30 protein-coding genes are annotated in these 25,527 nt (G+C 62.5%); 25 read left to right on the top strand and 5 right to left on the bottom strand.

The genetic code is table 11. The features are described from left to right. Positions 1–250 precede the first annotated feature (250 nt). The 14 genes from NKH67_RS12075 (at position 251) to NKH67_RS12010 (ending at position 14,117) form a co-directional block, all read left to right on the top strand. Positions 251–1,504 (top strand): L,D-transpeptidase family protein, encoded by a 1,254-nt coding sequence (locus NKH67_RS12075; protein WP_023674488.1) that lies wholly within the window; start codon positions 251–253, stop codon positions 1,502–1,504. A 125-nt stretch (positions 1,505–1,629) separates the two neighbouring features. Further along, the gene (locus NKH67_RS12070; protein WP_352501511.1) at positions 1,630–3,282 is read left to right on the top strand and encodes a Na+/H+ antiporter; all 1,653 of its coding nucleotides are present in this window, start codon (positions 1,630–1,632) and stop codon (positions 3,280–3,282) included. A 116-nt stretch (positions 3,283–3,398) separates the two neighbouring features. After that, complete coding sequence (gene glyA / locus NKH67_RS12065; protein WP_352449301.1) at positions 3,399–4,712, top strand: serine hydroxymethyltransferase; 1,314 nt, start codon at positions 3,399–3,401, stop codon at positions 4,710–4,712. Between the two features lie 69 nt (positions 4,713–4,781). Then, positions 4,782–5,366, top strand: a complete 585-nt coding sequence (locus NKH67_RS12060) for a hypothetical protein (RefSeq protein ID WP_352501512.1) — start codon at positions 4,782–4,784, stop codon at positions 5,364–5,366. Positions 5,367–5,519: 153 nt separating this feature from the next. Further along, a complete protein-coding gene (nrdR, locus tag NKH67_RS12055; protein ID WP_352501513.1) occupies positions 5,520–6,029 on the top strand; it encodes a transcriptional regulator NrdR in 510 nt (169 codons plus the stop codon). Between the two features lie 2 nt (positions 6,030–6,031). Beyond that, positions 6,032–7,162, top strand: coding sequence for a bifunctional diaminohydroxyphosphoribosylaminopyrimidine deaminase/5-amino-6-(5-phosphoribosylamino)uracil reductase RibD (ribD, locus tag NKH67_RS12050; RefSeq protein WP_352501514.1), 1,131 nt, complete (start codon positions 6,032–6,034; stop codon positions 7,160–7,162). A 30-nt stretch (positions 7,163–7,192) separates the two neighbouring features. Beyond that, the gene (locus NKH67_RS12045) at positions 7,193–7,810 is read left to right on the top strand and encodes a riboflavin synthase (RefSeq protein WP_352501515.1); all 618 of its coding nucleotides are present in this window, start codon (positions 7,193–7,195) and stop codon (positions 7,808–7,810) included. A gap of 130 nt (positions 7,811–7,940) precedes the next feature. Beyond that, positions 7,941–8,435, top strand: a complete 495-nt coding sequence (gene ribH / locus NKH67_RS12040; RefSeq protein ID WP_352501516.1) for a 6,7-dimethyl-8-ribityllumazine synthase — start codon at positions 7,941–7,943, stop codon at positions 8,433–8,435. Then, positions 8,432–8,932 (top strand): transcription antitermination factor NusB, encoded by a 501-nt coding sequence (gene nusB, locus NKH67_RS12035; protein ID WP_023674496.1) that lies wholly within the window; start codon positions 8,432–8,434, stop codon positions 8,930–8,932. Before ribH ends, nusB begins: the two co-directional genes overlap by 4 nt. Beyond that, a complete protein-coding gene (locus NKH67_RS12030; RefSeq protein ID WP_352501517.1) occupies positions 8,929–10,146 on the top strand; it encodes an MFS transporter in 1,218 nt (405 codons plus the stop codon). Before nusB ends, NKH67_RS12030 begins: the two co-directional genes overlap by 4 nt. A 159-nt stretch (positions 10,147–10,305) precedes the next feature. Further along, positions 10,306–11,217 carry a glycine betaine ABC transporter substrate-binding protein OsmF gene (gene osmF, locus NKH67_RS12025; protein ID WP_352501518.1) on the top strand — a complete coding sequence of 304 codons (912 nt, stop codon included), beginning with the start codon at positions 10,306–10,308 and terminating at the stop codon, positions 11,215–11,217. 43 nt (positions 11,218–11,260) lie between these two features. Beyond that, positions 11,261–12,436, top strand: a complete 1,176-nt coding sequence (locus NKH67_RS12020; protein ID WP_352501519.1) for an ABC transporter permease — start codon at positions 11,261–11,263, stop codon at positions 12,434–12,436. Next, positions 12,433–13,371 (top strand): ABC transporter ATP-binding protein, encoded by a 939-nt coding sequence (locus tag NKH67_RS12015; RefSeq protein ID WP_352501520.1) that lies wholly within the window; start codon positions 12,433–12,435, stop codon positions 13,369–13,371. Before NKH67_RS12020 ends, NKH67_RS12015 begins: the two co-directional genes overlap by 4 nt. Continuing rightward, positions 13,368–14,117 (top strand): ABC transporter permease, encoded by a 750-nt coding sequence (locus NKH67_RS12010; protein ID WP_352501521.1) that lies wholly within the window; start codon positions 13,368–13,370, stop codon positions 14,115–14,117. Before NKH67_RS12015 ends, NKH67_RS12010 begins: the two co-directional genes overlap by 4 nt. Before the next feature lie 27 nt (positions 14,118–14,144). Here the strand turns inward: NKH67_RS12010 and NKH67_RS12005 are convergent, their stop codons facing one another. Next, on the bottom strand, positions 14,145–14,378 hold the full coding sequence (locus NKH67_RS12005; protein WP_023674502.1) for a hypothetical protein: 234 nt from the start codon (positions 14,376–14,378) through the stop codon (positions 14,145–14,147). A 79-nt stretch (positions 14,379–14,457) separates the two neighbouring features. Here NKH67_RS12005 and NKH67_RS12000 point away from each other — a divergent pair, with 79 nt between their 5' ends. Then, positions 14,458–14,958, top strand: coding sequence for a DUF2165 family protein (locus NKH67_RS12000; protein ID WP_352472005.1), 501 nt, complete (start codon positions 14,458–14,460; stop codon positions 14,956–14,958). A 251-nt stretch (positions 14,959–15,209) separates the two neighbouring features. After that, positions 15,210–17,351 (top strand): sodium-translocating pyrophosphatase, encoded by a 2,142-nt coding sequence (locus tag NKH67_RS11995; RefSeq protein WP_352501522.1) that lies wholly within the window; start codon positions 15,210–15,212, stop codon positions 17,349–17,351. A gap of 123 nt (positions 17,352–17,474) precedes the next feature. Here NKH67_RS11995 and NKH67_RS11990 read toward each other — a convergent pair whose 3' ends face one another. After that, positions 17,475–18,008 (bottom strand): outer membrane protein assembly factor BamE, encoded by a 534-nt coding sequence (locus NKH67_RS11990; RefSeq protein ID WP_352472003.1) that lies wholly within the window; start codon positions 18,006–18,008, stop codon positions 17,475–17,477. 114 nt (positions 18,009–18,122) lie between these two features. On the opposite strand from NKH67_RS11990, the gene NKH67_RS11985 reads away from it, so the two are divergent. The 7 genes from NKH67_RS11985 to NKH67_RS11955 all read left to right on the top strand — a co-directional run bounded on the left by NKH67_RS11985 (position 18,123) and on the right by NKH67_RS11955 (position 23,058). After that, positions 18,123–18,662, top strand: coding sequence for a ubiquinol-cytochrome C chaperone family protein (locus tag NKH67_RS11985; RefSeq protein ID WP_352501523.1), 540 nt, complete (start codon positions 18,123–18,125; stop codon positions 18,660–18,662). Between the two features lie 40 nt (positions 18,663–18,702). Further along, positions 18,703–19,251 carry a YceD family protein gene (locus NKH67_RS11980; protein WP_352501524.1) on the top strand — a complete coding sequence of 183 codons (549 nt, stop codon included), beginning with the start codon at positions 18,703–18,705 and terminating at the stop codon, positions 19,249–19,251. 123 nt (positions 19,252–19,374) lie between these two features. After that, on the top strand, positions 19,375–20,445 hold the full coding sequence (gene plsX / locus NKH67_RS11975; RefSeq protein ID WP_352472001.1) for a phosphate acyltransferase PlsX: 1,071 nt from the start codon (positions 19,375–19,377) through the stop codon (positions 20,443–20,445). A gap of 9 nt (positions 20,446–20,454) precedes the next feature. Beyond that, a complete protein-coding gene (locus NKH67_RS11970) occupies positions 20,455–21,426 on the top strand; it encodes a beta-ketoacyl-ACP synthase III (RefSeq protein ID WP_352501525.1) in 972 nt (323 codons plus the stop codon). Positions 21,427–21,530: 104 nt separating this feature from the next. Then, a complete protein-coding gene (locus tag NKH67_RS11965) occupies positions 21,531–21,854 on the top strand; it encodes an integration host factor subunit alpha (RefSeq protein ID WP_023717292.1) in 324 nt (107 codons plus the stop codon). A 245-nt stretch (positions 21,855–22,099) separates the two neighbouring features. Continuing rightward, positions 22,100–22,642, top strand: coding sequence for a MerR family transcriptional regulator (locus NKH67_RS11960; RefSeq protein ID WP_023674511.1), 543 nt, complete (start codon positions 22,100–22,102; stop codon positions 22,640–22,642). A gap of 74 nt (positions 22,643–22,716) precedes the next feature. Then, a complete protein-coding gene (locus NKH67_RS11955; RefSeq protein ID WP_352501526.1) occupies positions 22,717–23,058 on the top strand; it encodes a hypothetical protein in 342 nt (113 codons plus the stop codon). 126 nt (positions 23,059–23,184) lie between these two features. Here NKH67_RS11955 and NKH67_RS11950 read toward each other — a convergent pair whose 3' ends face one another. After that, the gene (locus NKH67_RS11950) at positions 23,185–23,376 is read right to left on the bottom strand and encodes a hypothetical protein (protein ID WP_023674514.1); all 192 of its coding nucleotides are present in this window, start codon (positions 23,374–23,376) and stop codon (positions 23,185–23,187) included. Between the two features lie 317 nt (positions 23,377–23,693). Between NKH67_RS11950 and NKH67_RS11945 the strand changes: the two genes are divergently transcribed. Continuing rightward, positions 23,694–23,972, top strand: a complete 279-nt coding sequence (locus tag NKH67_RS11945) for a helix-turn-helix domain-containing protein (protein WP_352471998.1) — start codon at positions 23,694–23,696, stop codon at positions 23,970–23,972. 119 nt (positions 23,973–24,091) lie between these two features. Continuing rightward, positions 24,092–24,550 carry a YbaK/EbsC family protein gene (locus tag NKH67_RS11940; protein WP_352501527.1) on the top strand — a complete coding sequence of 153 codons (459 nt, stop codon included), beginning with the start codon at positions 24,092–24,094 and terminating at the stop codon, positions 24,548–24,550. 38 nt (positions 24,551–24,588) lie between these two features. Here NKH67_RS11940 and NKH67_RS11935 read toward each other — a convergent pair whose 3' ends face one another. Next, positions 24,589–24,783, bottom strand: coding sequence for a hypothetical protein (locus tag NKH67_RS11935; protein WP_352501528.1), 195 nt, complete (start codon positions 24,781–24,783; stop codon positions 24,589–24,591). A gap of 147 nt (positions 24,784–24,930) precedes the next feature. Continuing rightward, a complete protein-coding gene (locus tag NKH67_RS11930; RefSeq protein ID WP_352471996.1) occupies positions 24,931–25,164 on the bottom strand; it encodes a hypothetical protein in 234 nt (77 codons plus the stop codon). Positions 25,165–25,527: the final 363 nt, after the last annotated feature.

The following is a 25,527-nucleotide window of genomic DNA, read 5'->3' as shown; positions in this document are numbered from 1 at the left end:
TGCCGTTTCGTCAGGCCGGCCGATCCAAATTCGAGCAACAGCCACGTTGCCGCCATATTCCAATGGAACCGAAGATGCGGGTGATGCTGGGGCCAAAGCCGTGCATTTGTCCTGTGCTCAAGTCACTTCCCATGTGGTTTTACACCGAAGTGATGCGGGCCATGGTTGGCTAATTGTTAAGAAGCCAACTCTAGAGTGCGGGCGAGACCGCCCGGTGGGTTGAATTGTAGCAAGAATGTCTGGAACGTCCATGAGAACCAGCCGCCGTTTCTTCCTTTCAGGAGCCTCCGCGCTCGCAGCCGCAATGGTCGCCGGCCGCGCCAGTGCACAGGATGTGATCGGGGATATCCTGAAATCCTCGGCGCGCGGCAATTGGGACGACCAATTCGATGCGCGTGCCAGCGAAGGCGGCAAGGTTGCCTCGACGCTGCCGATCTTCAGCCTGCAGACGGTGTCCTTCACCGAGCAGGCGATCATGCAGTATCAGAATATCGTCGCGCAAGGCGGCTGGGAACAGGTTCCAGACACCAAGAAGCTGCAGCTTGGCGTCGAGGATCCCGATGTGGTGCCGCTGCGCAGGCGCTTGATGATATCGGGCGATCTGGCGCAGAGCGCCGGGCTCTCGGAAGCGTTCGATTCTTACGTCGACTCGGCGCTTAAGCGCTTCCAGTTGCGGCACGGCTTGCCGGCCGACGGAACCACGGGCAAATATACTTTCGCGGCAATGAACGTGTCGGCGCCGGTTCGGCTTGGTCAGCTCCAGACCAATCTGCAACGGCTGCGTGAGCGGGCCGGCACGCTTGGCAACCGCTATGTTCTGGTCGACATCCCGGCGGCGCAGATCGAGGCTGTCGAGAACGACCGCGTTGTGCTGCGCCACACCGCAATCGTCGGCAAGATCGATCGCCAGACGCCGATCGTCAATTCCAAGATCAACGAAATCATCGTCAATCCGTACTGGAACGCGCCGGTCTCGATCGTGCGCAAGGATATCATTCCGCTGATGCGGAAGGACCCCAACTATCTCAAGGACAGCCATATCCGCCTGTTTGCGCCGGACGGCAGCGAGGTCGACCCAATGACGGTCGACTGGTCGACCGATGATGCCGCCAAATACCGCTTCCGCCAGGATCCCGGTTCCGGCAACGCGATGGCCTCAGTCAAGATCAATTTTCCCAGCCCGGACGGCGTCTACATGCACGACACGCCGCAGCAGAGCCTGTTCGGCAAGCTGATGCGCTTCGATTCCTCTGGCTGCGTGCGGGTTCAGAACGTGCGCGACCTCGTCACCTGGATTCTGCGCGACACACCGGGCTGGGATCGCCAGCATTTCGAGGCGGCGATCAAGACCGGGGAGAACACGCCGGTGCAGGTCACCAATCCGGTGCCGGTTTATTTTCTCTACGTCTCGGCCTGGTCGACAGGGCCGGGCGTGGTCCAGTTCCGTGACGACATTTACGGCCTCGACGGAGCCAACGAGCTGCAGATCACATCCGCGCTCTAAGCAGCTGAGTTCATTTGCAAAAGGCCGCCGGAAGGCGGCCTTTTTCGTTGCCGAGTCTTTCGCGGAAAGCTTTGCTGGGCCGATTGCCGGAAAAAGGACGCGGCGCTGTAGTCGGAAATCGCATCATGCATGTCGCAATGTTCATTCTGGTCGTGCTCATCTTCGTCGCCGTTTCGGGCGCGCTGGTCCGGCTGGTGCGGGTGCCGCTGCCGGTACTGCAGATCGCCATCGGTGCAGCGCTCGCCTGGCCGGTGCGCGGCATGCATGTCGAGATCGATCCCGAGCTGTTCCTGCTAGTGTTCATCCCACCGCTGCTGTTCAGCGACGCCTATGGTGCGCCCAAGCGCGAACTGATCGCGCTGCGCGGGCCGATCCTCGACCTCGCCATCGGGCTGGTCTTCTTCACCATTGTCGGCTTCGGCTACGCTTTGCACTGGCTTGTCCCGAGCATCCCGCTCGTCGTCGCTTTCGCACTTGCTGCGGTGCTGTCGCCCACCGATGCGGTGGCCGTCTCCTCGATCGTCGACAAGAGCCTGGTCCCGGCCCGGCTGATGCACATCCTGGAGGGCGAGGCGCTGCTCAACGATGCGTCGGGCCTCGTGATGTTCCGCTTTGCGGTGGCAGCTGCCTTGACCGGCAGCTTCTCCTTCGTCGCGGCATCCGTGACTTTCCTCTATGCCGTCGCTGCCGGCATCCTGGCCGGCGTGGCTGCCTTGTTCGTCGCCGCCAAGGTGCTGCAATTGCTGAACCGTATCGGCGGCGTGCCGTCCGAGGCGCAGGTGCTGGTCATGGTCCTGCTGCCGTTCATCGCCTATCTCGGCGCCGAGAATGTCGGCGCCTCGGGCATTCTGGGGGCGGTCACGGCCGGAGTGCTCACCGGCGGCTCCGGGATTTTCCGCTTTCTCGGCGTCTCGGCGCGCATACAGACCGTATCGCTGTGGACGACGCTATCCTTCGTCTTCAACGGCGCGCTGTTCATCCTGCTCGGGTTGCAGCTTCCCGAAATCATCGGCAACGTGCCGCCTGAGCTCGGCAGCCGCTATCCGGTCATCCAGCCAATCGCCACGGTGGTCGCGCTGACACTATGCCTGATCGGGCTGCGCTTCCTGTGGATCTGGGTCGGCGACATCGCGACGCGCGTCTCGGCGCGATTACGCGAGCAGAAGGCCGAGCCGTTCGGGCTGCGCGTCCGGATCGCCGGCTCTGTTGCCGGCGTGCGCGGCGCCATCACGCTGGCCGGCATCCTGTCGCTGCCGCTCACCATGCCGAATGGTTCGCCCTTTCCGGCGCGCGACGTGGTGATCTTCCTCGCCGCAGGCGTCATCATCTGCTCATTGCTCATAGCCAGCCTTGCCTTGCCCAAGGTGGCGCGGGGGCTGGTCGAGCCGGGCGAGGATCCTGGCGCTGCCGAGGAGCGTCTTGCGCGCGTGGGCGCGGCCAACGCCGCCATCGCCCGCATCGAGAGCATGGCCGGCGCGACCGACGGCGATGAAGGGGAAGTACCCGGCGCCCGGCTTGCCGCCGCCGATAGCATCGTCGCCGGCTACCGTCGCCGCATCGCTGCCTCCGACGAGGCCGACGAGGCGCGCGCCGAGGCCCGCGAGGCCGGACGGCTGGAGCTCGAATTGAGGCTGGCGGGCATTGAGGCCGAACGCGCAGCGGTTCGCGCAATGTTTCGCAGCGGCCAGATTAACGACCATACGATGCAGGCGCTGTTCACCGAGATCACGCTCACCGAGGCCCTGCTGAAGGGCCGGCAGGCAAGGAAATGGAAATAGAGGCTGCCAGTCTCTCTGGCGCAATCCGGCCAGCAAATTTCGCGCTGCAAACGTGGCGGGCCGAAAGCAACTGTGTTAATGGCGCGACAGACCCCGAACCTTGAGGATTTCAGCCCATGGCAACAGCAGCGGCAGTGTCGAACAAATTCGAATCCTTTTTCGAAACCACGCTTGCCGATGCCGACCCCGAGATTTTCGGCGCAATCCGCAACGAACTCGGCCGCCAGCGCCACGAGATCGAGCTGATTGCCTCGGAAAATATCGTCTCGCGTGCCGTGCTCGAGGCACAGGGGTCGATCATGACCAACAAATATGCCGAGGGCTATCCGGGCAAGCGCTACTATGGCGGCTGCCAATTCGTCGATGTCGCCGAGGAACTGGCCATCGAACGCGCGAAAAAGCTGTTCGGCTGCAACTTCGCCAACGTCCAGCCGAATTCCGGTAGCCAGATGAACCAGGCGGTGTTCCTGGCGTTGCTGCAGCCCGGCGACACCTTCATGGGCCTCGACCTCAATTCCGGCGGACACCTGACACATGGCTCGCCGGTCAATATGAGCGGCAAATGGTTCAAGGTCGTCTCCTATGGCGTACGCCGGGACGATCATCTGCTCGACATGGATGCGATCGAGAAGACCGCCCATGAGACCAGGCCGAAATTGATCCTGGCCGGCGGCACAGCCTATTCACGTGTCTGGGACTGGAAGCGTTTTCGCGAGATCGCCGATTCGATCGGTGCCTATCTGATGGTCGACATGGCCCACATCGCCGGCCTGGTCGCCGGCGGCATGCATCCGTCGCCGCTGCCGCATGCCCATGTGGTCACCACCACGACGCACAAATCGCTGCGCGGGCCGCGCGGCGGCATGATCCTTTGCAACGACGAGGATATTGCCAAGAAGATGAATTCGGCCGTCTTCCCCGGCCTGCAGGGTGGACCGCTGATGCATGTGATCGCCGCCAAGGCGGTGGCTCTGGGCGAGGCGCTGAAGCCGAGCTTCAAGATCTATGCGGAGAGCGTCGTCGCCAATGCCAAGGCGCTGGCCTCCAGTCTGCAGGAAACCGGTCTCGACATCGTCTCCGGCGGCACCGACAACCATCTGATGTTGGTCGACCTGCGTCCCAAGAACGCAACCGGCAAGCGCGCCGAGGCTGCCCTTGGCCGCGCCAACATCACCTGCAACAAGAACGGCATCCCCTTCGATCCGGAAAAGCCTTTCGTGACATCGGGCGTTCGGCTCGGCACGCCGGCCGGCACCACGCGCGGCTTCGGTCAGGCCGAGTTCCGCGAGATCGGCAAGCTGATCGCCGAAGTGCTGGATGGACTGAAGGTCGCCAATTCCGACGAAGGCAACGCGGCCGTCGAGGCAACCGTGAAGGCCAAGGTGGCGGCATTGACGGATCGTTTTCCGCTTTACCCGTACCTTGGTTGACGCAGGGCGTCAGCCCCCAACTGTGACGGCGCCGATCAACTGGCCACGGCTGCATCTCGGAGACGTTTGATGATGATGCGAATTTTCCGTTTCACCAGTGTTGGCGCTGCCTTGCTCACCTTAGCGACCTCTCAGCTACTCGGCGCGGCCTTGGCGCAGACCGAGCCGACGCCGGCAGCACCCAAGACAGAGACTTTTGGCAGGTGGTCCACCACGGTGGACGAGGTCAACACCGGTGAGGACGTGCGCAAGACCTGCGCCGCCTCGACGGTCTTTTTCGACGCTAACGGCACCAGTGGCACCCTCACGCTGGCCATCTCGAATGGCGACGTACTGCCACCCGAGGGCTATCCGAGCCTCATCGTCGCCGTGAGAAACAGTGACTTGCCCAAGGGGGACAACATCCCGGCGGTGTTCCGCGACGTCAACGACAAGATCAAGGCTGGCTTTCATATTATCGCCGACGGACAGTGGATGATGGACAACAAACCCGAGACCACGGTTGCCATACTGCGTGCCATGCGCCGTACCAGCGCCCTCGATGTCAGCTTCGCCGACAAGCCGGTCGCGACGATATCGATGGACGGCTTCACCAAGGCCTATCGCTATCTCGGCACGTCCTGCGGCTTCCCGACCGGCGACGTCGCTCCCTGATTGGCGTATTGCCGTCCAACTAATTGCCGCTCTCGCAATTTTCCTCGTGCCTCGCTATCTCTGAGACGCGATCGGTCATCGGCCATACTTTGCCATCGTGGCAAAAACCTCTAAGCCGTTCGCACTACGAGAATCGCGAACCGAAGGCTCTCCATGCGCTGTCCCTACTGTCAGTCCGAAGATACGCAGGTGAAGGATTCGCGCCCTGCCGAAGACGGTGCAGCGATCCGCAGGCGGCGCGTCTGCCCGGATTGCGGCGGCCGCTTCACCACTTTCGAGCGCGTCCAATTGCGCGATCTCGTCGTGGTGAAGAAGTCTGGACGCAAGGTGCCGTTCGACCGCGACAAGTTGCTGCGCTCTGTCGAGATCGCGGTACGCAAGCGCAATGTCGACCCGGAACGTATCGATCGGGCGGTGACCGGCATCGTGCGCCAGCTCGAAAGCTCGGGCGAGACCGAGGTGGCCTCGGGGGAAGTCGGCCGGCTGGTCATGGAGGCGCTTAAGTCGCTCGATGATGTCGCCTATGTGCGCTTTGCCTCCGTCTACCGCAATTTCCGCGAGGCCAAGGATTTCCACGACGTGTTGGGCGAACTCAAAGGCGACGAGCTCAAAGCCGACGAGCTCAGGGGCGAAGAGCTGAAGAGCGAAGAGGACGCCAGCTGAGCATGGCAGGGTCCGGACGCCGCACGGCTGAACAAGAGGTCCTCGATCGCCGCTATATGGCGGCAGCCCTCAGGCTGTCGCGCAAGAATGCCGGGCGGACCTCGACCAACCCTTCCGTCGGCACGCTGATCGTGCGCGATGACGGCGACGGGCCGATGATCGTCGGCAGCGGCGTCACCGCCGTCGGCGGCCGGCCGCATGCCGAGACCGAGGCTTTGGCAGAGGCCGGCGAACTGGCGCGCGGCGCCACCGCCTATGTAACGCTGGAGCCCTGCGCCCATCACGGCCGCACGCCGCCTTGCGCCAATGCGCTGGTCAGTGCCGGCGTGGCGCGTGTGGTCGGCGCTGCCAGCGATCCTGACCCGCGTGTTTCCGGCAAGGGCTATGCAATCTTGCGTGCCGCCGGCGTCGAAGTGGTGGAAAAAGTGTTGGCGGCCGAGGCTGCGGAGCAGATGGCCGGCTATTTAATTCGATCTCTGAAAAAACGCCCGGAAGTGATCCTGAAACTTGCGCTTTCGAGCGACAACAAGATCGGCGTGAAAGGCGAGGGACAGCTCTCCATCACCGGCGATATCGCCCGACGCGAAGTCTATCTGATGCGCGCCGAAGCCGATGGCATATTGATCGGCATCGGCACGGCACTGGAGGACGATCCGGCGCTGACGGTTCGGCTTCCGGGACTGGAGAGCCGTTCGCCGGCGCGCATCGTACTCGACCGTCAGATCAGGCTACCCGAGACTTCGAAACTGGTCGCCGGCGTCGACCGTGTGCCGCTCTATGTCGCTGCCTGCGCCGAGGCCGATCCGCACCGGCGCGCCGCGCTCGAACGTGCCGGCGTTCGCTTCATCGGTACTGAGACCTATGAAGGCGATATCGCGCTGCCGGAACTGTTCGAGGATCTGGCGGCGCTCGGCATGGCAAGCGTCCTGGTCGAGGGCGGCGCGAGGGTGGCCAAGGCGTTCCTCGACGAACAACTGGTCGATCGTATCGTGCTGTTTCAGGGGCCGGACGCGATCGGCGAGGGCGGCATTGTATCGCCGATCGATGCCAACAATATCCCGCCGGGATTTCGCAAATTGCGCAACATGCGTTTCGGCGAAGATACATATGCGGAATGGATAAGAGACATCTAGGACCGACCTGATGTTCACGGGGCCAAACTAATGTTCACTGGAATCGTCACCGATGTCGGCACCGTCGCTGCCGTGAAGCCGCTCAGGGAAGGCGTCGGTTTGCGTATCGACACCGCTTACGATCCGCAGACCATTGCCATCGGTGCCTCGATTTCCTGTGGCGGCGTCTGCCTGACGGTGACGGGATTGCCGGAAGACGGCGCCAACGCACGCTGGTTCGAGGTCGAGGCCTGGGAAGAAGCACTCAGGCTGACGACCGCGATGGGCTGGAAATCCGGCACGCGCATCAACCTGGAGCGGGCGCTGAAGATCGGCGACGAGCTTGGCGGCCATATCGTTTCAGGCCATGTAGACGGCATGGCCGAGATCGTAGGGCGCAAGGAGGAAGGCGACGCCGTTCGCTTCACCCTGGATGCACCGCGAGAGCTGGCCAAATTCATCGCCCCCAAGGGCTCCGTCGCACTCGACGGCACTTCGCTGACCGTCAACAAGGTCGAAGGCAGCCGCTTCGACGTGCTGTTGATCCACCACTCACTGACGGTCACCACCTGGGGCGAACGCCAGGTCGGCGATCGCGTCAATCTCGAGATCGACACCATGGCCCGCTATGCGGCGCGACTGGTGGAGGCGGCTAAAGAGGGGCTTTGAGGCGCTCGTCCATAAAGCCCATTCCCTGGTGCGACCGCCGCCGAGTTGGCCTTGAAAGTTCCTTCGGCAATCTTCCGCTTGCGATCAAACCGGCTTCGGCCTAAGTCACCGGCGATCCCCGGAGACATCTATGGCAGGCACATCCCAACACGGCAAAGCGTTCATCCGTCCGAAGAAGAAGGCCCACGTTCTTGTCATCGAGGCGCGCTTTCACGACGACCTTGCCGACGCGTTGCTCGAAGGCGCGACAAAGGCCCTCGAGGAAGCGGGCGCGACATACGATGTCGTCACCGTTCCGGGCTCGCTCGAAATCCCGGCGGTGATTTCCTTCGCGCTCGACGGTGCCTCCGAAGGCGGGACGAACTATGACGGCTTCGTCGCCCTCGGCACGGTGGTCCGCGGCGACACCTATCATTTCGATATCGTCGCCAATGAATCCAGCCGTGCCCTGATGGACCTGTCCGTGCAGGATGCGGTCTGCATCGGCAACGGCATCCTGACCACCGAAAACGACGAACAGGCCTGGACACGGGCCAGGCGTTCGGAAGGCGACAAGGGCGGCTTTGCGGCGCGTGCGGCGCTGACCATGATCGCTCTAAAGGAACAGCTGGGAGCGCCCTCGTGAGCGAACCCGCTTCGCCCGGCCAGCCCACGGTGCGCCACGCCAACAAGCGCGGTGCTGCCCGTCTGGCCGCCGTGCAGGCGCTCTACCAGATGGATGTCGCCGGCAGCGGCGTCTTCGAGATCACCGCCGAGTACGAGGCGTTCAGGCTCGGCAAGGAAGTCGACGGCGCGCTCTATCGCGAGGCCGACGCGCAATGGTTTCGCGCCATTCTTGCCGGCGTTGTCGAGCACCAGAAGACCATCGATCCAGTCATCCGACAGGCGCTGACCGAGGACTGGCCTCTGTCGAGGCTCGATTCTACATTGCGCGCCATATTGCGCGCCGGCGTCTACGAGCTGATGCAGCGCGAGGACGTGCCGGTGGCGGTTATCGTCTCCGAATATGTCGACATCGCCAAGGCATTTTACGAGGAAGACGAGCCGAAACTGGTCAATGCGGTGCTTGATCGCGTGTCGCGCCGGGTGCGTGGCGAGGGCCGCGGCAAGGACGCCTCATGACTGCTATCGTCGCCGTTGGGGCGGGCAAGGAAGCGCGTCGCACCGCCTTCATCCTCGCAGCCTCGCAGGCGATCATCGGCTCGGCCGCACCCATCGCCATTTCCATGGGCGGATTGGCGGGGCAGTACCTGCTCGATGCTGACAAGTCGCTGGCAACCGCGCCGATCACCGGTTTCAATGTCGGCGTGGCGCTCGGTTCCTTGCCGGCCGCGGCGATCATCCGCCGGCTCGGCCAGCGCGACGGCTTCATGACCGGCACAGCGGTCACGGCGCTTGGCGGGCTGGTCGCCACGCTGGCGCTGTTTCATGCCAGCTTCTGGCTATTCGCTTTCGGCTTGGCCGTGATCGGCATCGGAGGCGCCTTCGTCCAGCAGTTCCGCTTTGCCGCCGCCGACAATGCGCCGCCTGAATTCAAGGCGCGCGCCATCTCCTTCGTGCTGGCCGGCGGCATCGTCACCGCCATCCTTGGACCGCAGATCGTCATCTTCACCGGCGACCTGTTCTCGCCGGTGAAGTTTGCCGGCTCGTTTGCGTCCATCCTGGTGCTGGCGGCGGTCGGCGCCGCCATTCTCTCTTTGTTGCGCATCCCGGCCAAGGCAACCGACAAGGTGGAAATCGCCGACAGCGACGCCCGGCCGCTCTCGGAAATCGTCACCAGGCCGCGCTTCGTCGCAGCGCTGTTTTGCGCCGTCGGCAGCTACGCGCTGATGAGCTTCGTCATGACGGGCGCGCCGCTGGCCATGGTCGGCTGCGGCCTTTCGACCGACGACGCCACGCTCGGCATTTCCTGGCATGTGATGGCGATGTTCGCGCCGAGCTTCTTCACGGGGTCGCTGATCTATCGCTTCGGCGCTGAGCGGATCGTGGCGATCGGCCTGGTGCTGCTGATTGGCTGCGCCACAGTGGCGCTGTCAGGGTTGGCACTGTGGCAGTTCTGGACGGCGCTGATCCTGCTCGGCCTTGGCTGGAACTTCAGCTTCATCGGTGCCACCGCCATGGTGGCCGACAGCTACCAGTCATCCGAAAAAGGCAAGGTCCAGGGGTTTCACGATTTCGTCCTGTTCGGCTCCGTCGCCTTCGCCTCGCTGATGTCGGGGGCGGTCTACAATGCCTGGGGCTGGGAGATGTTGAACTGGATGATTTTCCCGGTCGTCGTGCTGTGCTTCGTGGCACTGGGCGTGTTGAAGATGACGGGCTTGCGCGCGGCCAGCTGACGTCACGCTGTCGGGACGAGGCAACGGCGGAGTCACTCGCATCCGAACAAAATTATTGCGCCCATCCCCTTTCTTATGAAACCGTGTACCCCGACGGGGCATCGAAGCCATGCTCATATGCGGCAGCCGTATTCCGGTTCACAGCAAGGGATTTGTGAGATGTTTTCAATCAAGGTTCTGGCCGGCGCTGTACTGGCGCTCGGAGTTGCGTTGGCCTCGGCGAGTGCCCAGGTGGTGGTGTCGTCGAAGATCGACACCGAGGGCGGCGTGCTCGGCAATATCATCCAACTGGTGCTGAACGCCAACAATATCCAGACCGCCGACCGCATCCAACTCGGCGGCACACCTGTGGTACGCAAGGCGATTACAGCCGGCGAGATCGACATCTATCCGGAATACACCGGCAACGCCGCCTTCTTCTTCGAGAAGGCCGACGATCCGGTGTGGAAAGACGCCGCCAAGGCCTACGAGACTGCCAAGAAGCTCGACTACGACGCCAACAAGATCGTCTGGCTGTCACCGTCACCGGCGAACAATACTTGGGCGATGGCCCTGCGCAAGGAGGTCGCCGATACCAATAAGCTCGTCACCCTTTCCGACTTCGGCAAATATGTCTCGGGCGGCGGCAAGGTGGTGCTGGCGGCCTCCGCCGAGTTCGTCAATTCGGCGGCCGCGCTGCCCGCTTTCCAGAAGACCTATGGCTTCACGCTGAAGCCGGACCAGTTGATCACGCTGTCGGGCGGCGACACGGCGGCGACAATTGCAGCCGCAGCCAACCAGACCAACGGCGCCAACGCCGCCATGGTCTATGGCACCGACGGCGGCATCGCGCCCTCCGGCCTCGTCGTGCTTGAGGACGACAAGGGTGTGCAGCCGGTCTACCAGCCGGCGCCGATCATCCGCGAGGCGGTGCTGAAGGAGCATCCGGAGATCGAGACGCTGCTGAAGCCGGTGTTCGCCAAGCTCGATCTCGTCACGTTGCAGGAGTTGAATGGTCGCGTGCAGGTTGGCGGCGAGCCGGTCAAGGGCGTCGCCGAGGACTTTTTGAAAAAGAACGGCTTCCTGAAGTAAGGCGATTCCGGCGCTCCGCTTTCGAGGTGCGCCGGATCGGCCGATGGGGGAGGGCGTGCGCATCCGGTTCGACAAGCTCGGCGTGGTCATCGCGGCGATATCGGCCTATGCGGCTTTTGCGGCGCCATTCGCCACCTTCCGCGCCAATCGCATCGTACCCGGCGAGGCGCGCTCGATCCTCGAATCTTTGCCTGCGACGGTCGGTCCGCTGTTGATGGCGATTGTCGTCGCAGCGGCGCTCATTGCGCTGCTGAAAACGCCGCTTGCTCTGCGCCTCGCCGCCAGTGTGGTTGCGCTTGCAGCGCTGGCGCTGCTGATCGGCGTCGCCGGCAGTTTCCTGACACCCGCCGGCAACACCTTCGCCCGTATCTCGCCGGCTTCGGGCTTTTGGCTGCTTATCTTCGCCTTCACGCTTCTGCTCGCCGACGTGCTTACGCGGCTGAACCTGTCGCCGCAGGCACGGATCGGCGTGCTTGTTGTCGCCGCCGCGGCGATCGGGCTGCTGCTCGTCTCGGGAAGCTGGAACAGCCTGTCGATCCTCAAGGAATATTTCAATCGCGCCGATAGTTTTTGGGCGGAAGGCTCCAAGCACGTGACGCTGGCGCTGGGTTCGCTGGCGGCAGCGGTGATTATCGGCCTGCCGCTCGGCATCCTCTGCCATCGCGTCGAGAAATTGCGGGCCGGCGTGCTCAACGTGCTGAACATCATCCAGACCATTCCTTCGATCGCGCTGTTCGGCCTCTTGATTGCACCGCTCGGCTGGGTCGCTTCGCATGTGCCGGGTGCTGCCGCGCTCGGCATTCGCGGCATCGGTACAGCGCCGGCTTTCGTCGCTTTGTTCCTCTATTCACTGCTGCCGGTAGTGGCCAACACCGTGGTCGGCCTTGCCGGTGTGCCGCGTGCCGCCAACGACGCAGCGCGCGGCATGGGCATGACCGACCGCCAGCGGCTGTTCGGCGTCGAGTTTCCGCTGGCCTTCCCGGTGATCCTCACCGGCATCCGCATCGTGCTGGTGCAGAATATCGGCCTCGCCACGATTGCCGCGTTGATCGGCGGCGGCGGCTTTGGCGTGTTCGTATTCCAAGGGGTCGGCCAGACGGCGATGGACCTGGTGCTGCTCGGTGCCGTGCCGACGGTGGTGCTGGCCTTCGCCGCTGCCATCATCCTCGATGCAGTGATCGAAATGAGCGCCAGCAAGCGCAGGGTTGAAACGGCATGATCGAGATCGAAAGCGTCACCAAGCGCTTCGGCGAGACGACAGTCGTCGACGACGTGTCGATAGTAATCGAGCCGCGCAGCATCGCCGTCATCGTCGGCACCTCCGGCTCCGGCAAGACGACGCTGCTTCGCATGATCAACCGGCTGGTCGAGCCGACATCGGGCGTGATCAAGCTCGATGGCGTCGACAACCGCTCGGTGCCGGATTATGAGCTGCGCCGCAGCATAGGCTATGCCATCCAGGGCCACGGGCTGTTTCCGCATCGCACGGTGGCGCAGAACATCGCCACTGTGCCGGTATTGCTCGGCTGGGACGCCAACCGCATCAAGGCCCGCGTCGACGAGCTGATGACGCTATACCAGCTCGACCCGCAAGCCTACGGGCCACGCTATCCGCATGAGCTTTCCGGCGGTCAGCAGCAGCGCGTCGGCGTCGCCCGGGCGCTTGCCGCGGAACCCAACGTGCTGTTGATGGATGAGCCCTTCGGCGCGCTCGATCCGATCATCCGCAACAAGGCGCAGGAGGATCTGCTGGCGATCCAGAAACGCTTCGGCACCACCATCATCCTCGTCACCCATGACATGGAAGAGGCCGTTCACATGGGCGACAAGATCGCGGTGATGGATGGCGGCAAAGTAGTGCAATATGCCGCGCCGGCCGAGATACTGGCGAAACCGGCCAGCGCGTTTGTCGAGACCCTGGTTGGCGCCAGTGAAAAACCGTTCCGGCTGTTGTCGCTTGGCCGGGTGCGCGACGCGGTGGAAAAAGGCACGGCCGAAGGCGAGGCGATCCCCGGTGACGCCAGCCAACGCGACGCGCTCGCCGAACTCCTGTGGTCGGGCCGCCCGGCACTTCCGGTGAAAGATGCCGACGGCAAGCCGCTTGGCCGCGTCACTGTGGACGGGCTGGTTAAGCGCGCGGCGAGGCCTGCATGAAAGCCTGGCCTCCCTTGCTGCTCAGGCTTGCCCTGGTGGTGGTGCTTATTGCCTTCGTCACCAATCCCGGCTGGTTCGAACCGCTGCTGAAGCCGCTGACAGAGAACAACGCGCCGGTAATCTACAATCAGGGCAGCCTTTTGACGTTGACGCTGCTGCATCTGCGGACCGTGCTGATCGCGACCGTTGCCGCGACGGTCGTTGCGGTCGCGCTCGCCATTCTGGTCACCAGGCCAGCCGGCGCCGAATTCCTGCCGCTGTCGCGCAGCCTGGTCAATATCGGCCAGACCTTTCCGCCGGTGGCGGTGCTGGCGCTTGCCGTGCCGGCCGTCGGCTTCGGCGAAAAGCCGACGCTGATTGCGCTGTTTCTCTACGGACTGCTGCCGATCTTCGAGAATGCGCTGACCGGCCTGACGACGCTGCCGGCCAACGTAGTCGAGGCGGCGCGTGGCGCCGGCATGACCGGCTGGCAAAGACTGGTCAAGGTCGAGCTGCCGCTCAGCGCGCCGATCATTCTCGGTGGTATCCGGCTGTCGGTGGTGATCAGCCTCGCCACCGCGACCATCGGCTCGACGGTAGCGGCGAGGACACTGGGCGAGGTGATCATCGCAGGCCTGCTGTCGAACAACCTCGCCTTCATCCTGCAGGGTGGCCTGATCGTCGCCGCCCTTGCCGTGCTGATCTATGACGGGCTGTCGGCGGTCGAGCGCTACACCGCCCGGCGCATGGGACGCGAGCCCGAGTAGCGTCTCGGGGCGAAGTTCGCTCTTTTTTCAGTGGCCGGTCGACCGCGTCGGATGATCGAGCGTCAGTTCCAGCGTTGTGCCAGTCTCGCCGGTGATCCAGCGGCGGCGGATGATGGCGAAATCGTGCTGTGTGTCGGCTCTAACCACAGAGACCAAGTCGCCCACCGCGCAATCACTGTCGAGATCGAGGGCTTCGACAGTCTCGGCAATGTCTTGCTTGCCGGCATAATGTCTCGCGATGGCTGTGAGCACGATGATCACTGGCCCACCCGTTGCGCGATCTTCGGGACTCGGCGATTGATGAGTGCGATGCCCCGATCTTTCAGCAGGAGTTCTTGCCATGACCGCGCGTTTCTCCAAGATCGTCATGTGTTTGTGTCTGGCGGCTTTCGCCTTCCTCGTCGCCTTCGGCAACATCACCGATTACGGCTCAAACTTCGCCTTTGTCCAGCATGTGCTGAGCATGGACACGACCTTTCCCGGCAATGCACTGATGTACCGCTCGATCACCAACCCGTCGCTGTGGACGGCTGGCTACTGGCTGATCATCATTGGCGAGGCGCTGACCTGCCTGCTTTACCTAATCGCCGCCTGGCAACTCTGGCAGGCGCGCAACGCCAGCGGACAGGCTTTCAACGATGCCAAGAAGTTCGCCATCATTGCCGCCACAATGGGCTTCCTCGTTTGGTATTTCGGCTTCATGGTCGTTGGCGGCGAGTGGTTCGCCATGTGGCAGTCTTCGACTTGGAATGGTCAGGAGGCGGCGTTCAAATTCTACATCACCATGCTGCTGGTGCTGGTCTTCGTCGTCCAGCCGGACGGCGACCCGCGTAAAGCCTGACCACTGTTCGCCGATTTCAACCGATCTAACCGGATGGCAGTGTCGACAGGCGCTGCCGTCCAGCCTTTTGGGCGAAACCCGGGATCTTTTGGGCGAAAGCCGGACAGGAACGGAACAATATCTTGACGTTCCGAGCCCTGTTTCGCATAAGCCGCTGCGAAGGGACGGATTCCGGTTGCGGAAAATTCGTCCCCTGTCTCAACGGCCCGGGGAGGGGTTCTTTTGGGCCACCAATCGAGGAAAATTCGGCAATGACCATAATTTCAGCTGTCATCGCCTGCGGTCTGCTTTCAGTCCTTTACGCCATCTGGGCGACACGTTCGGTCCTCGCGGCCGATCAGGGCAATGCACGCATGCAGGAAATTTCCGCGGCCATCCGCGAAGGCGCTCAGGCTTATCTGGCGCGCCAGTACACCACCATCGCCATCGTCGGCGTCGTGGTCCTGCTGCTTGCCTGGTGGCTGCTTTCGATCACCGCCGCCATCGGCTTCCTGATCGGCGCCGTTCTATCGGGTGCCGCTGGCTTCATCGGCATGCACGTCTCGGTGCGCGCTAATGTGCGTACCGCGCAGGCGGCTTCCAACAGCCTCGCTGCCGGCCTCGAGATCGCCTTCAAGTCGGGCGCCATCACTGGCATGCTGGTTGCTGGCCTGGCCCTGCTCGGCGTCTCGATCTACTACCTGATCCTGACCCAGTTCATGGGTCTGCAGCCAAACGATCGCGTCGTCATCGACTCGCTTGTTTCGCTCGGCTTCGGCGCCTCGCTGATCTCGATCTTCGCCCGTCTCGGCGGCGGCATCTTCACCAAGGGCGCCGACGTCGGCGGCGATCTTGTCGGCAAGGTTGAAGCCGGCATTCCCGAGGACGATCCACGCAATCCGGCCACCATTGCCGACAACGTCGGCGACAATGTCGGCGATTGCGCCGGCATGGCCGCCGACCTGTTCGAGACCTATGCGGTGACCGTGGTCGCCACCATGGTCCTCGCCGCCATCTTCTTCGGTGGCACCGACGTTCTCGGCGCGGCCATGCTCTATCCGCTGGCCATCTGCGGCGCCTGCATTCTCACCTCGATCGTCGGCACTTTCTTCGTCAAGCTCGGTTCCAGCGGCTCGATCATGGGCGCGCTCTACAAGGGCCTGATCGTCACCGGCCTGCTGTCAATTGTCGGCCTTGCCGTGGCCACCTCGGCATGCATCGGCTGGGGTGAGATCGGCACCGTCGCCGGCATGACCATCACCGGCACGAACCTGTTCATCTGCGGCCTTGTCGGCCTTGCGGTGACCGGACTCATCGTGGTGATCACCGAATATTATACCGGCACCAACAAGCGTCCGGTGAACTCCATCGCCCAGGCCTCGGTCACCGGTCACGGCACCAATGTCATCCAGGGCCTCGCGGTCTCGCTGGAAGCGACGGCGTTACCGGCGATCGTCATCGTCGGCGGCATCATCTCGACATACCAGCTCGCCGGCCTCTACGGCACGGCGATCGCGGTGACGACGATGCTTGGCCTCGCCGGCATGATCGTCGCGCTCGATGCCTTCGGCCCGGTCACCGACAATGCCGGCGGCATTGCCGAAATGGCCGGCCTGCCCAAGGAAGTGCGCCAGTCAACCGACGCGCTCGACGCTGTCGGCAACACCACCAAGGCGGTAACCAAGGGCTACGCCATCGGTTCGGCCGGCCTCGGCGCGCTGGTGCTGTTCGCGGCCTACTCTAACGACCTGAAGTTCTTTGCCGCCAATGGCGACAAATACCCCTACTTCCAGGGTATGGGCGACGTCTCCTTCGACCTCTCCAATCCTTACGTCGTCGCCGGCCTGATCTTCGGTGGCCTGATCCCGTATCTGTTCGGCGGCATCGCCATGACCGCCGTCGGCCGCGCCGCGGGTGCTATCGTCCAGGAGGTGCGCAAGCAGTTCCGGGAGGATCCGGGCATCATGGCAGGCACCTCGAAGCCGAACTATGCGCGAGCCGTCGACCTTCTGACCAAGGCAGCGATCCGGGAGATGATCGTTCCGTCATTGCTGCCGGTGCTGGCGCCGCTGGTGGTCTATTTCGGCGTCCTCCTGATCTCCGGTTCGAAGGCATCCGCCTTTGCCGCGCTCGGCGCCTCGCTGCTCGGCGTCATCGTCAACGGCCTGTTCGTCGCCATCTCGATGACCTCCGGCGGCGGCGCCTGGGACAACGCCAAGAAGTCGTTCGAAGATGGTTTCGTCGACAAGGACGGCCTCAAGCACATCAAGGGCTCCGAAGCGCACAAGGCTTCGGTGACCGGCGACACGGTCGGCGATCCCTACAAGGATACTGCCGGCCCAGCGGTCAACCCGGCGATCAAGATCACCAACATCGTCGCGCTGCTGTTGCTGGCCGTTCTCGCGCACGGCTAAGCTCGGCCGCTATGGCCTTAAAACAAAACCCGCGGGATCGCTCCCGCGGGTTCTTCATTGCCTGAGATATGCCGCTTACAGGGAAGCGAAAGGAATGGAAGGAAGCCGACACCCTCGGGTGGATCAGCTGCCGCCGAGCGTGCTGCCGCCGCTGGCGCCGGGAATACCAGGCGCCAGCTTGCTGGCGCCACTGATGATCTGGCTGAGGAAGTTCTGGTCCTTGCCGCCGGTCGGCGTGGTGCGCGAGATGAAGTCGAACACCTTGCCGTCTTTCAAGCCGTAATTGGCGATCTGGGTGACGCGCCCGTCATCGCCAAAATAGACCGCCAGCACATGCTGGTCGACCAGCCGCGGCTTGTCGAAGGCGACATAGCGCTTGCGCGTCTGCGAAATGTAATAAAAGGCCTCGTTATCGAAGGTCGCCTTCGTCGAGGGAGTGCCGAGCGCCAGCAGCACCTGTTCGCGGCTTGAGCCGACCGGCACCAGGTCGATCGCCTGCTGGTCTATGACGTAGCCTTGCGTCAGCGTCTCGCTCGGATTGAGATCGCCGATCATCTTGGACGAATTGCAGGCGGAAAGTGCCGCAGCGATCACCAGCAGCGAAACCGCACCGCCGGGCTTGGGCAGGAAAGTCGACTTGAATTTCAGCGCGCGCAACTACAACTCCATAAGCTGGCCGCAACTTGCGCTGGGCCGCAAAACCGGTAAACCAGCTTGCTTGCCGATGCAACAAGGCCACTTCAACAAACGGTCCCGGGAGACCACCCTCAAATGTTCCAGCGCCTCTTTGGCCGCGAACGACATGCCAACCGCGCCATCACCGAGGCGCTTTACGCACAAATCGTGGCGGCGGCGCGGCAAACGGTGTTTTATTCCGCCTGGAACGTACCGGACACGCCGCTCGGCCGCTTCGAGATGCTGTCGTTGCACATGTTCCTGTTTCAGCACCGGTTGCGAGGCGAGGGCGGTGCTGCGGCAGAGGTTGCGCAGGTGCTGATCGACGAGTTCTTCATGGATGTCGAACATTCGTTGCGTGAATTGGGCATTGGCGACGTCGGCGTGCCGAAGCGAATGCGGAAACTGGCGAAAATGTTCTATGGCCGTACCGCCGCCTATGATGATGCGCTGCAAAGAAATGACCATGATGCACTCGCCGTCGCCCTTGCCCGCAATGTCAGGCCGGATGCCGGCGCCTGGCCGCAAGCGTCGCAACTGGCACTCTATGCCGCCGATGCATCAAGGCAACTCGCGGAACAGCCGACCGAATCGATCGTTTCCGGAACGGTGTCATTTCCCGTGGCCAACGCTTGAGCGACGGCAGGCCGATGAAGGTGGCGAAGTGGAGGCGAAGATGAAATACCCTGATACCCACAGCCCAGTGTCATTCCTGGCAAATGTCGCCCGGCTGCCGCAAAAGGGGCTGCCGGTGGTGATCGATGCCGACGCTGGCCAGCGCGCCCTGCTGGCCGTCGAGCACGAGCTGCTTTCGGTCGAGAACTATCGCGCCGAACTCCTGGTCGAGCCCTGGAAACGCAACGGGGTGAAAGTCAGCGGCCATGTTGAGGCCGATATAACGCAGGCCTGCATCGTCACCCTCGACCCGGTCGAGGCGCATATCGACGAGCCGGTCGAAGCGCTGTTCCTGCCGGAGCAATCCAAGCTCGGGCGGCAAGGTTTCGACGGCGGCGGTGAGATCCTGCTCGACGCCGAAGGCCCGGACAGCCCGGAAACCTTTTCCGGCGATGCGATCGACGTCGGGGCGCTTGCCGAGCAGTTCTTTGGCTTGGCGATCGATCCATATCCGCGCAAGCCGGGTGTATCGCTGGAGGCCGCCGGCGATGCCGAGCCTGTGGAGAATGAATTCCAGCAAAAGCTCAGATCACTGTTGGGAAAATCCTGATGGCTGACCCAATTTGAGAAAAGTTGGTTGTGCGGCAGCCCAAAACCGTTATTTTCGCCGAACCTTCGCGAGCCCCGCACCTTGGCAAGCCCGCTGGCCAATCAACCGTGAGATGAACACCGCGTGATCAGGATTTCCATCGATGCCATGGGCGGCGATCACGGGCCAAGCGTGGTCATCCCGGCGCTCATGACTGTCGCCACCCGCCGTCCGGATATACGCTTCGTCATTTATGGGCGCGAAGAAGTGGTACGGCCCGAACTCGCCAAATTCCCCAAGCTGGCGGAAGTGAGTGAGTTCGTGCACTGCGAGATCGCAGTGCGGATGGACGACAAGCCGAGCCAGGCGCTGCGCCATGGCCGCTGGAAGTCATCGATGTGGAAGGCCGTCGAGGCGGTCAAGGCAGGCACTGCCGACGCCTGCATCTCGGCCGGCAATACCGGCGCGCTGATGGCAATGTCCAGATTCTGCCTTCGCACCATGGCGACCATCGATCGCCCGGCAATCGCGGCGCTCTGGCCTACATTGCGCGGCGAGAGCGTGGTGCTGGACGTCGGCGCCACCATTGGCGCGGATGCGCATCAACTGGTTGACTTTGCCATTCTGGGCACCGGCATGGCGCGCTCGGTTTTCGGCATCGAACGGCCGAGCGTCGGGCTGCTCAATGTCGGCGTCGAGGAGATCAAGGGTCAGGAAGAGGTCAAGGAGGCGGGTCGTATGTTGCGCGAGGCCAACATGGCCTCGATGAACTACCATGGCTTTGTCGAGGGTGACGACATCGGCAAGGGCAGTGTCGACGTCGTCGTTACCGAGGGATTTGCCGGCAACATCGCGCTGAAGACGGCGGAAGGCACCGTTAGGCAGATCGCCGGCTATCTGCGCGCGGCGATGAACCGGACGCTGATGGCCAGGATCGGCTATATCTTCGCCAAGACCGCCTTCGATCGCCTGCGCGAGAAGATGGATGTCGGCCGCTCCAATGGCGGCGTCTTCCTCGGATTGAACGGCATCGTGGTGAAGAGCCATGGCGGGGCTGATTCGGATGGCTTCGCGGCGGCGATCGAGCTTGGCTACGACATGGTGCGCAACAATCTGCTTGACCGCATCGAAGCCGATCTCGACCTGTTCCATGCCCGCAATCCGAATGCCCAGACAATCCGGAAATCCGACGTCGTCATCGACGCAAAGGAATAGGAAAGAGCATTGATCAGATCCGTCGTGCGCGGCACGGGCGCCGCGCTGCCCCGCCGCATTATGAAGAATGCCGATTTCGAAGGCATGGTCGAGACGTCGGACGAGTGGATCGTCCAGCGCAGCGGCATTCGCCAGCGCCACATTGCGGCCGACGACGAGACGACGGCCTCGCTGGGCGAGGCGGCAGCGCGCGCGGCCCTCGACAGTGCCGGCCTGACGGCTGACGACATCGACCTGATCGTGCTGGCGACCTCGACGCCCAACAACACCTTTCCCGCGACCGCGGTCGAGATCCAGAACCGGCTCGGCATGCACCACGGTTTTGCCTTCGACCTGCAGGCGGTCTGCTCCGGCTTCGTCTATGCAGTGACGACCGCGGACCTCTATATCCGCGGCGGCTTGGCCAGACGGGTACTGGTGATCGGCTCGGAAACATTTTCGCGTATTCTCGACTGGAACGACCGCTCGACCTGCGTTTTGTTCGGCGACGGCGCCGGCGCGATGGTGCTGGAAGCAGGCACGGGGGCAGGCGGCATCGCCGACCGAGGCGTTCTGGCGGCCAGCCTGCGCTCCGACGGCATCCACAAGGACAAGCTTTTTGTCGACGGTGGGCCGTCGACCACCGGAACCGTCGGGCACCTCAGGATGGAAGGCCGCGAAGTGTTCAAGCATGCGGTCGGCATGATCACCGACGTCATCGAGGCGACGTTCGCACAGGCCGGCATCGGCGCCGCCGATCTCGACTGGTTCGTGCCGCATCAAGCCAATAAACGAATTATTGACGCTTCGGCCAAAAAGCTTGGGATAGAGGAGCGGAAGGTGGTGGTGACCGTCGATTTGCACGGTAATACCTCGGCGGCTTCCGTGCCGCTGGCACTGTCCGCAGCCGTCGCCGACGGTCGCATCAGAAGGGGTGACCTGGTACTGCTCGAGGCGATGGGCGGCGGCTTCACCTGGGGTGCCGTCCTGCTCCGCTGGTAAGTGCCGAACTATCGGGTTCGGGTCCTTGACCTTGACGGATCAATTACTTAGGTTCTGCCGTTGCTTGTATCGATTTATGTTTTTGAGCTGATGGGACGGTTCGTATGGGGGGAAAGACACTTACGCGCGCCGACCTCGCCGAAGCCGTTTACCGCAAGGTTGGGCTGTCACGTACTGAATCGGCCGAGCTTGTCGAGGCGGTGCTGAATGAGATCTGCGAGGCGATCGTTCGCGGCGAGACGGTGAAGCTGTCGTCCTTCGCGACCTTCCACGTCCGCTCCAAGAACGAGCGCATCGGGCGCAATCCCAAGACCGGTGAGGAAGTGCCGATCCTGCCGCGCCGGGTGATGACCTTCAAGTCGTCGAACGTACTGAAGAACCGTATCCTGCGCTCCCATCAAAACAGCAAAGCCAAGGGTAGCAAGTAGCCGCCCAATCCCCCTTTGCCAAGAATCATGCTCCAGGCTTCGGTTGAAAAATGAACCCTGCTTTTGCGCCGGGCTTGAATATTGTTTCATAAACCGCTGAAATAAGATGCGATTCGGTAGGCCGGATCGGTATTTGGGTGTGATCCGTTCCGCCGGGACGGAAAGCTGCTCTCTTTGTTAAGCGTGATGTCGCCCGAACCCGGTTCCCGCCTTTTGCGATCATGCTCTAGCGTGAGGATTCGTCCATGGACAAGAGCCCTGATGCTTTCCGCACCATCAGCGAGGTCGCGGAGGATCTGGATTTGCCGCAGCACGTGCTGCGCTTCTGGGAGACGCGTTTCAACCAGATCAAGCCGATGAAGCGCGGCGGCGGTCGCCGCTACTACCGTCCGCAGGACGTCGAACTGATCAAGGGTATTCGTCATATGCTCTACGACCAGGGCTATACGATCAAGGGCGTGCAGAAGCTGTTGCGCGAGAACGGCAACCAGTTTCTGATCGCCGTCGGCAGTGGCGACATGGCGGCGGTCGAGGCGATCTCGCAGCGTCGACAGGCCGACACGGTACCGCTGACGCAAGCGGCGCAGCCGCGCGGCCCGGACGACGAAATGCTGGTTGGCCAGCCGAGGGTGAAACCCAGCCGTCGTTTTTTCGGTATAGGCAAGACCGACGAGGAAGGTCCGGTTCCGCCGGACACGTCAAAACTTTCCCGTGACAATCGCGCGTTGCTGCAGGAGGCGCTGTTCGACCTCCTGGAATGCAAGCGCCTGCTAGATCAGGTTCGCTAGAGCCCGCCGGGTTGACCGGAACGGTCTTCAGGGTCATGCGTTAGGCTTCCTTCTGCAGATGAAGGAAGCACGTCATGGCATCGCTTTCGAGCATCTCCGACACCGATCTCAACAAGCAGGTCGCGGCCTTGGCCAGGGAACTGGCCACCTTGAAGAAAGCCGTGTTGAAGCAGGGCGGCGCCTTTTACGAAGACGGGCGCGATACCGCGTCGGATTACTATTCGGATATCACTGAGCGGCTCGGCAACGCCTTGCCGGCAATCAGAAGGCAAGGCCGGGCGATCGAGAAGACCGCCCGAGATCACCCGGCGACGGCGGCCGCTGTCGGGCTGGTTCTGGTCGGGCTCGTCGCCAGTCTGTTCCTCGGCGGCCGACAGCAAAACGCGCCGCGAGCGCGTTCAAGGTCGGCACGTTAAGAAAAGCAAATGGCGGTGGTCAGCGGACCGCCGCCATTTTTCGCCGACACGGCAAACCCGGCAAGCGCGCCGCCCTTGATCCAGGGCCAGAACGCCTGACTGCGGGTTGTTCGCCCGAGGGTGTTTTCAGTACTTCTTCGCGACAACCTTCTTGTGATGGTGGCGGTAGTGGTGGACGCGGTGATGGTAGTGATGGCGGTGATGCTTCTTGACGGTGGTGTGCATCGTCGTCGCATTCGCGCTGCTTGCGCCGATGATCGGCATCGAGAGTGCAAGTGCGATTGCAAGTCCAAGAGCGGAGAGAAGAGGCTTCTTCATGACATCGTTTCCTTTTTGCGCAGGCGGAATTTGAGCGTCACTGACTCAGGTCGGTGACTCGAGCGCTGCGGTTGGGACTATCGCCTTGGAGTTTTTCGGCAGTTTCTCCGGCCTGTAGAATTTTGTTTCCGAACTGTGTCTGCTGAGGATCCGGCCAGATGTCAGCTCGCCGGCATCCGCCATCCATTCCGGCGTCGGTTCACGATGCCGTGACGCTATCTTTGATGCTTGGCAAATCACCGGCGAGCGGGCATTCTCCCGATCGTCTCAGGCAACAACATGATTTGATCTAACTCTTTCATCCCACGGAGTTGCCAATGCCCCAAATAGCAAAACGCGAACCTTACTCCGAACTGGCGGCGAGCGCGGTTACGCCTGAACGCAGTGCCGTCCGAACCGCCCGGGAAGCCCGTGGATACAGCATCGAAGAGCTGTCCCTGGCGTGCGGGCTGGCAGCCTATGAGATTGCCGATGTTGAAAGCGGCAAGGATGCCGATCCCTCGAAACGTCGGCGTATTGCCTCCGCGCTTCAACTTCCGGAAAGCGCTCTGTTTGACGAAGCCGTGTTGCCTGCCAAAAGGCGATCCGTGTCGTAGCGGCGTGTCATGCTTTTATTCCACGAGCTCGCCATGGGTCGCCCTGGCGGGCTTCGTTTTTTCGGCCACGTAGTGGACTTGCCGGCCGCCACGGCGACGCCAGACGGAAATTGCTGGAGATGAGCCTCGAATCCGTTCGCGCCTTCTTCGCCGCACACGCGCCCGACATTGACGTCATCGTCACGGAGGCAAGCTCGGCGACGGTGGCTCTGGCCGCCGAAGCGCATGGCGTGGCGCCGGCGCAGATTGCCAAGACGATCTGCTTGCGCGCCGGCGACCAGACGATGCTGATCGTGGCCAGCGGGATCTCCAGGCTGGACAATCGCAAATTCAAGGACCGGTTTGGTGGCAAGGCGCGAATGCTGGACGCCGAGCAGGTGCTCGCCGCGACCGATCATCCCATCGGTGGGGTGTGCCCGTTCGGCCTACCGGCGCCGCTCCCGGTCTACTGCGACATCTCGCTAGGCGCCTTTGACGAGGTCGTCCCGGCGGCAGGCGCGACGAATGCCGCCGTGCGGCTCAGCCCGCAACGCCTGGCCGAACTCGTCGACGCCGAGTGGGTGGATGTGTGCCAGTAGCCATTTATCCGGGTCGTGGGATCCGCTGAGCGTTACCGCTACTCGGTCTTCTGTGGCTCTTCTTTTTTGATCGCCTGAACGTCCGTGACAGTCGACATATCGGCGTTCTCGACGCTTGCTGTCTTCGTCTGCGTGTCGACCGATGCCTGGACCTTGGAATGCGCGGGGCAATCCGCAGAGGCAGCTGATATGGACATGGTCAGTGCCGCGACTATTGCGAGGAATGTCTTCATGATCATTCTCCTCTTTCGTTCGATGGGTAAAGTTAGCCCGTCTGGCACCGGCCGCAAAATCACATTTGTTCACACGCGCTCCTGCGCACACGGAAGCCGACGCCGGGCCAGTGATTCAAATGGCTGCGCGGATAGCCGCTTGCCGTATCAAGGCCCACTGGCTCCGGCCGGAGGATTTTTGGCGTTAAAGATCTCGCCGCTCAGAGCCAGTCTCAAATCTTCGGCGCTGAGCTGACCACTTTCAAATAAATCCATCACTCTGCGGCCGAGCACTTCTCTGCCTGGATCTCCATCAGCGAGGCCTAGTTCACGGCATCGGGCATCAAGTGCCTTGGTCAACATGGTCAGCTCGGCAGGACAGGCAACTCCTTGAAGCGACATTGCATCTCTCCCGAAAAGGGCGAAAGCGCGTGGCATCTTCGTAGCGTCCGCTCGCCCTTACAACTGCGGACGACGGTAATTCAACTAGAGCCAACCTTTTTCGAACTCAACATTCAAACGTACCAAAACGCCGCGCGCTCCAATGGGAGGATCCTGCTACAATACGGTATGGCCGTCCGAATAGCGGTTGTCCTCGCGCTTCTTTTCGCCTTCGCCTACGGTTTCGCAAAACTCGCGGAACATTATCGCAGCGTTGGCGACAGGCCCTCTCCGTGTGAAGAATTGCCCTATCCTGATTGTCCTGACCAAAAAGCTCCTCCCCGGGAAGAAACCGAGCCTTGAGCGCGCGCCTGTTCAGGCCAG

This window comes from Mesorhizobium sp. M0968 (genome assembly GCF_040319065.1).
Lineage (GTDB): Bacteria > Pseudomonadota > Alphaproteobacteria > Rhizobiales > Rhizobiaceae > Mesorhizobium.
This window is presented reverse-complemented; position numbering and strand designations above follow the sequence as displayed.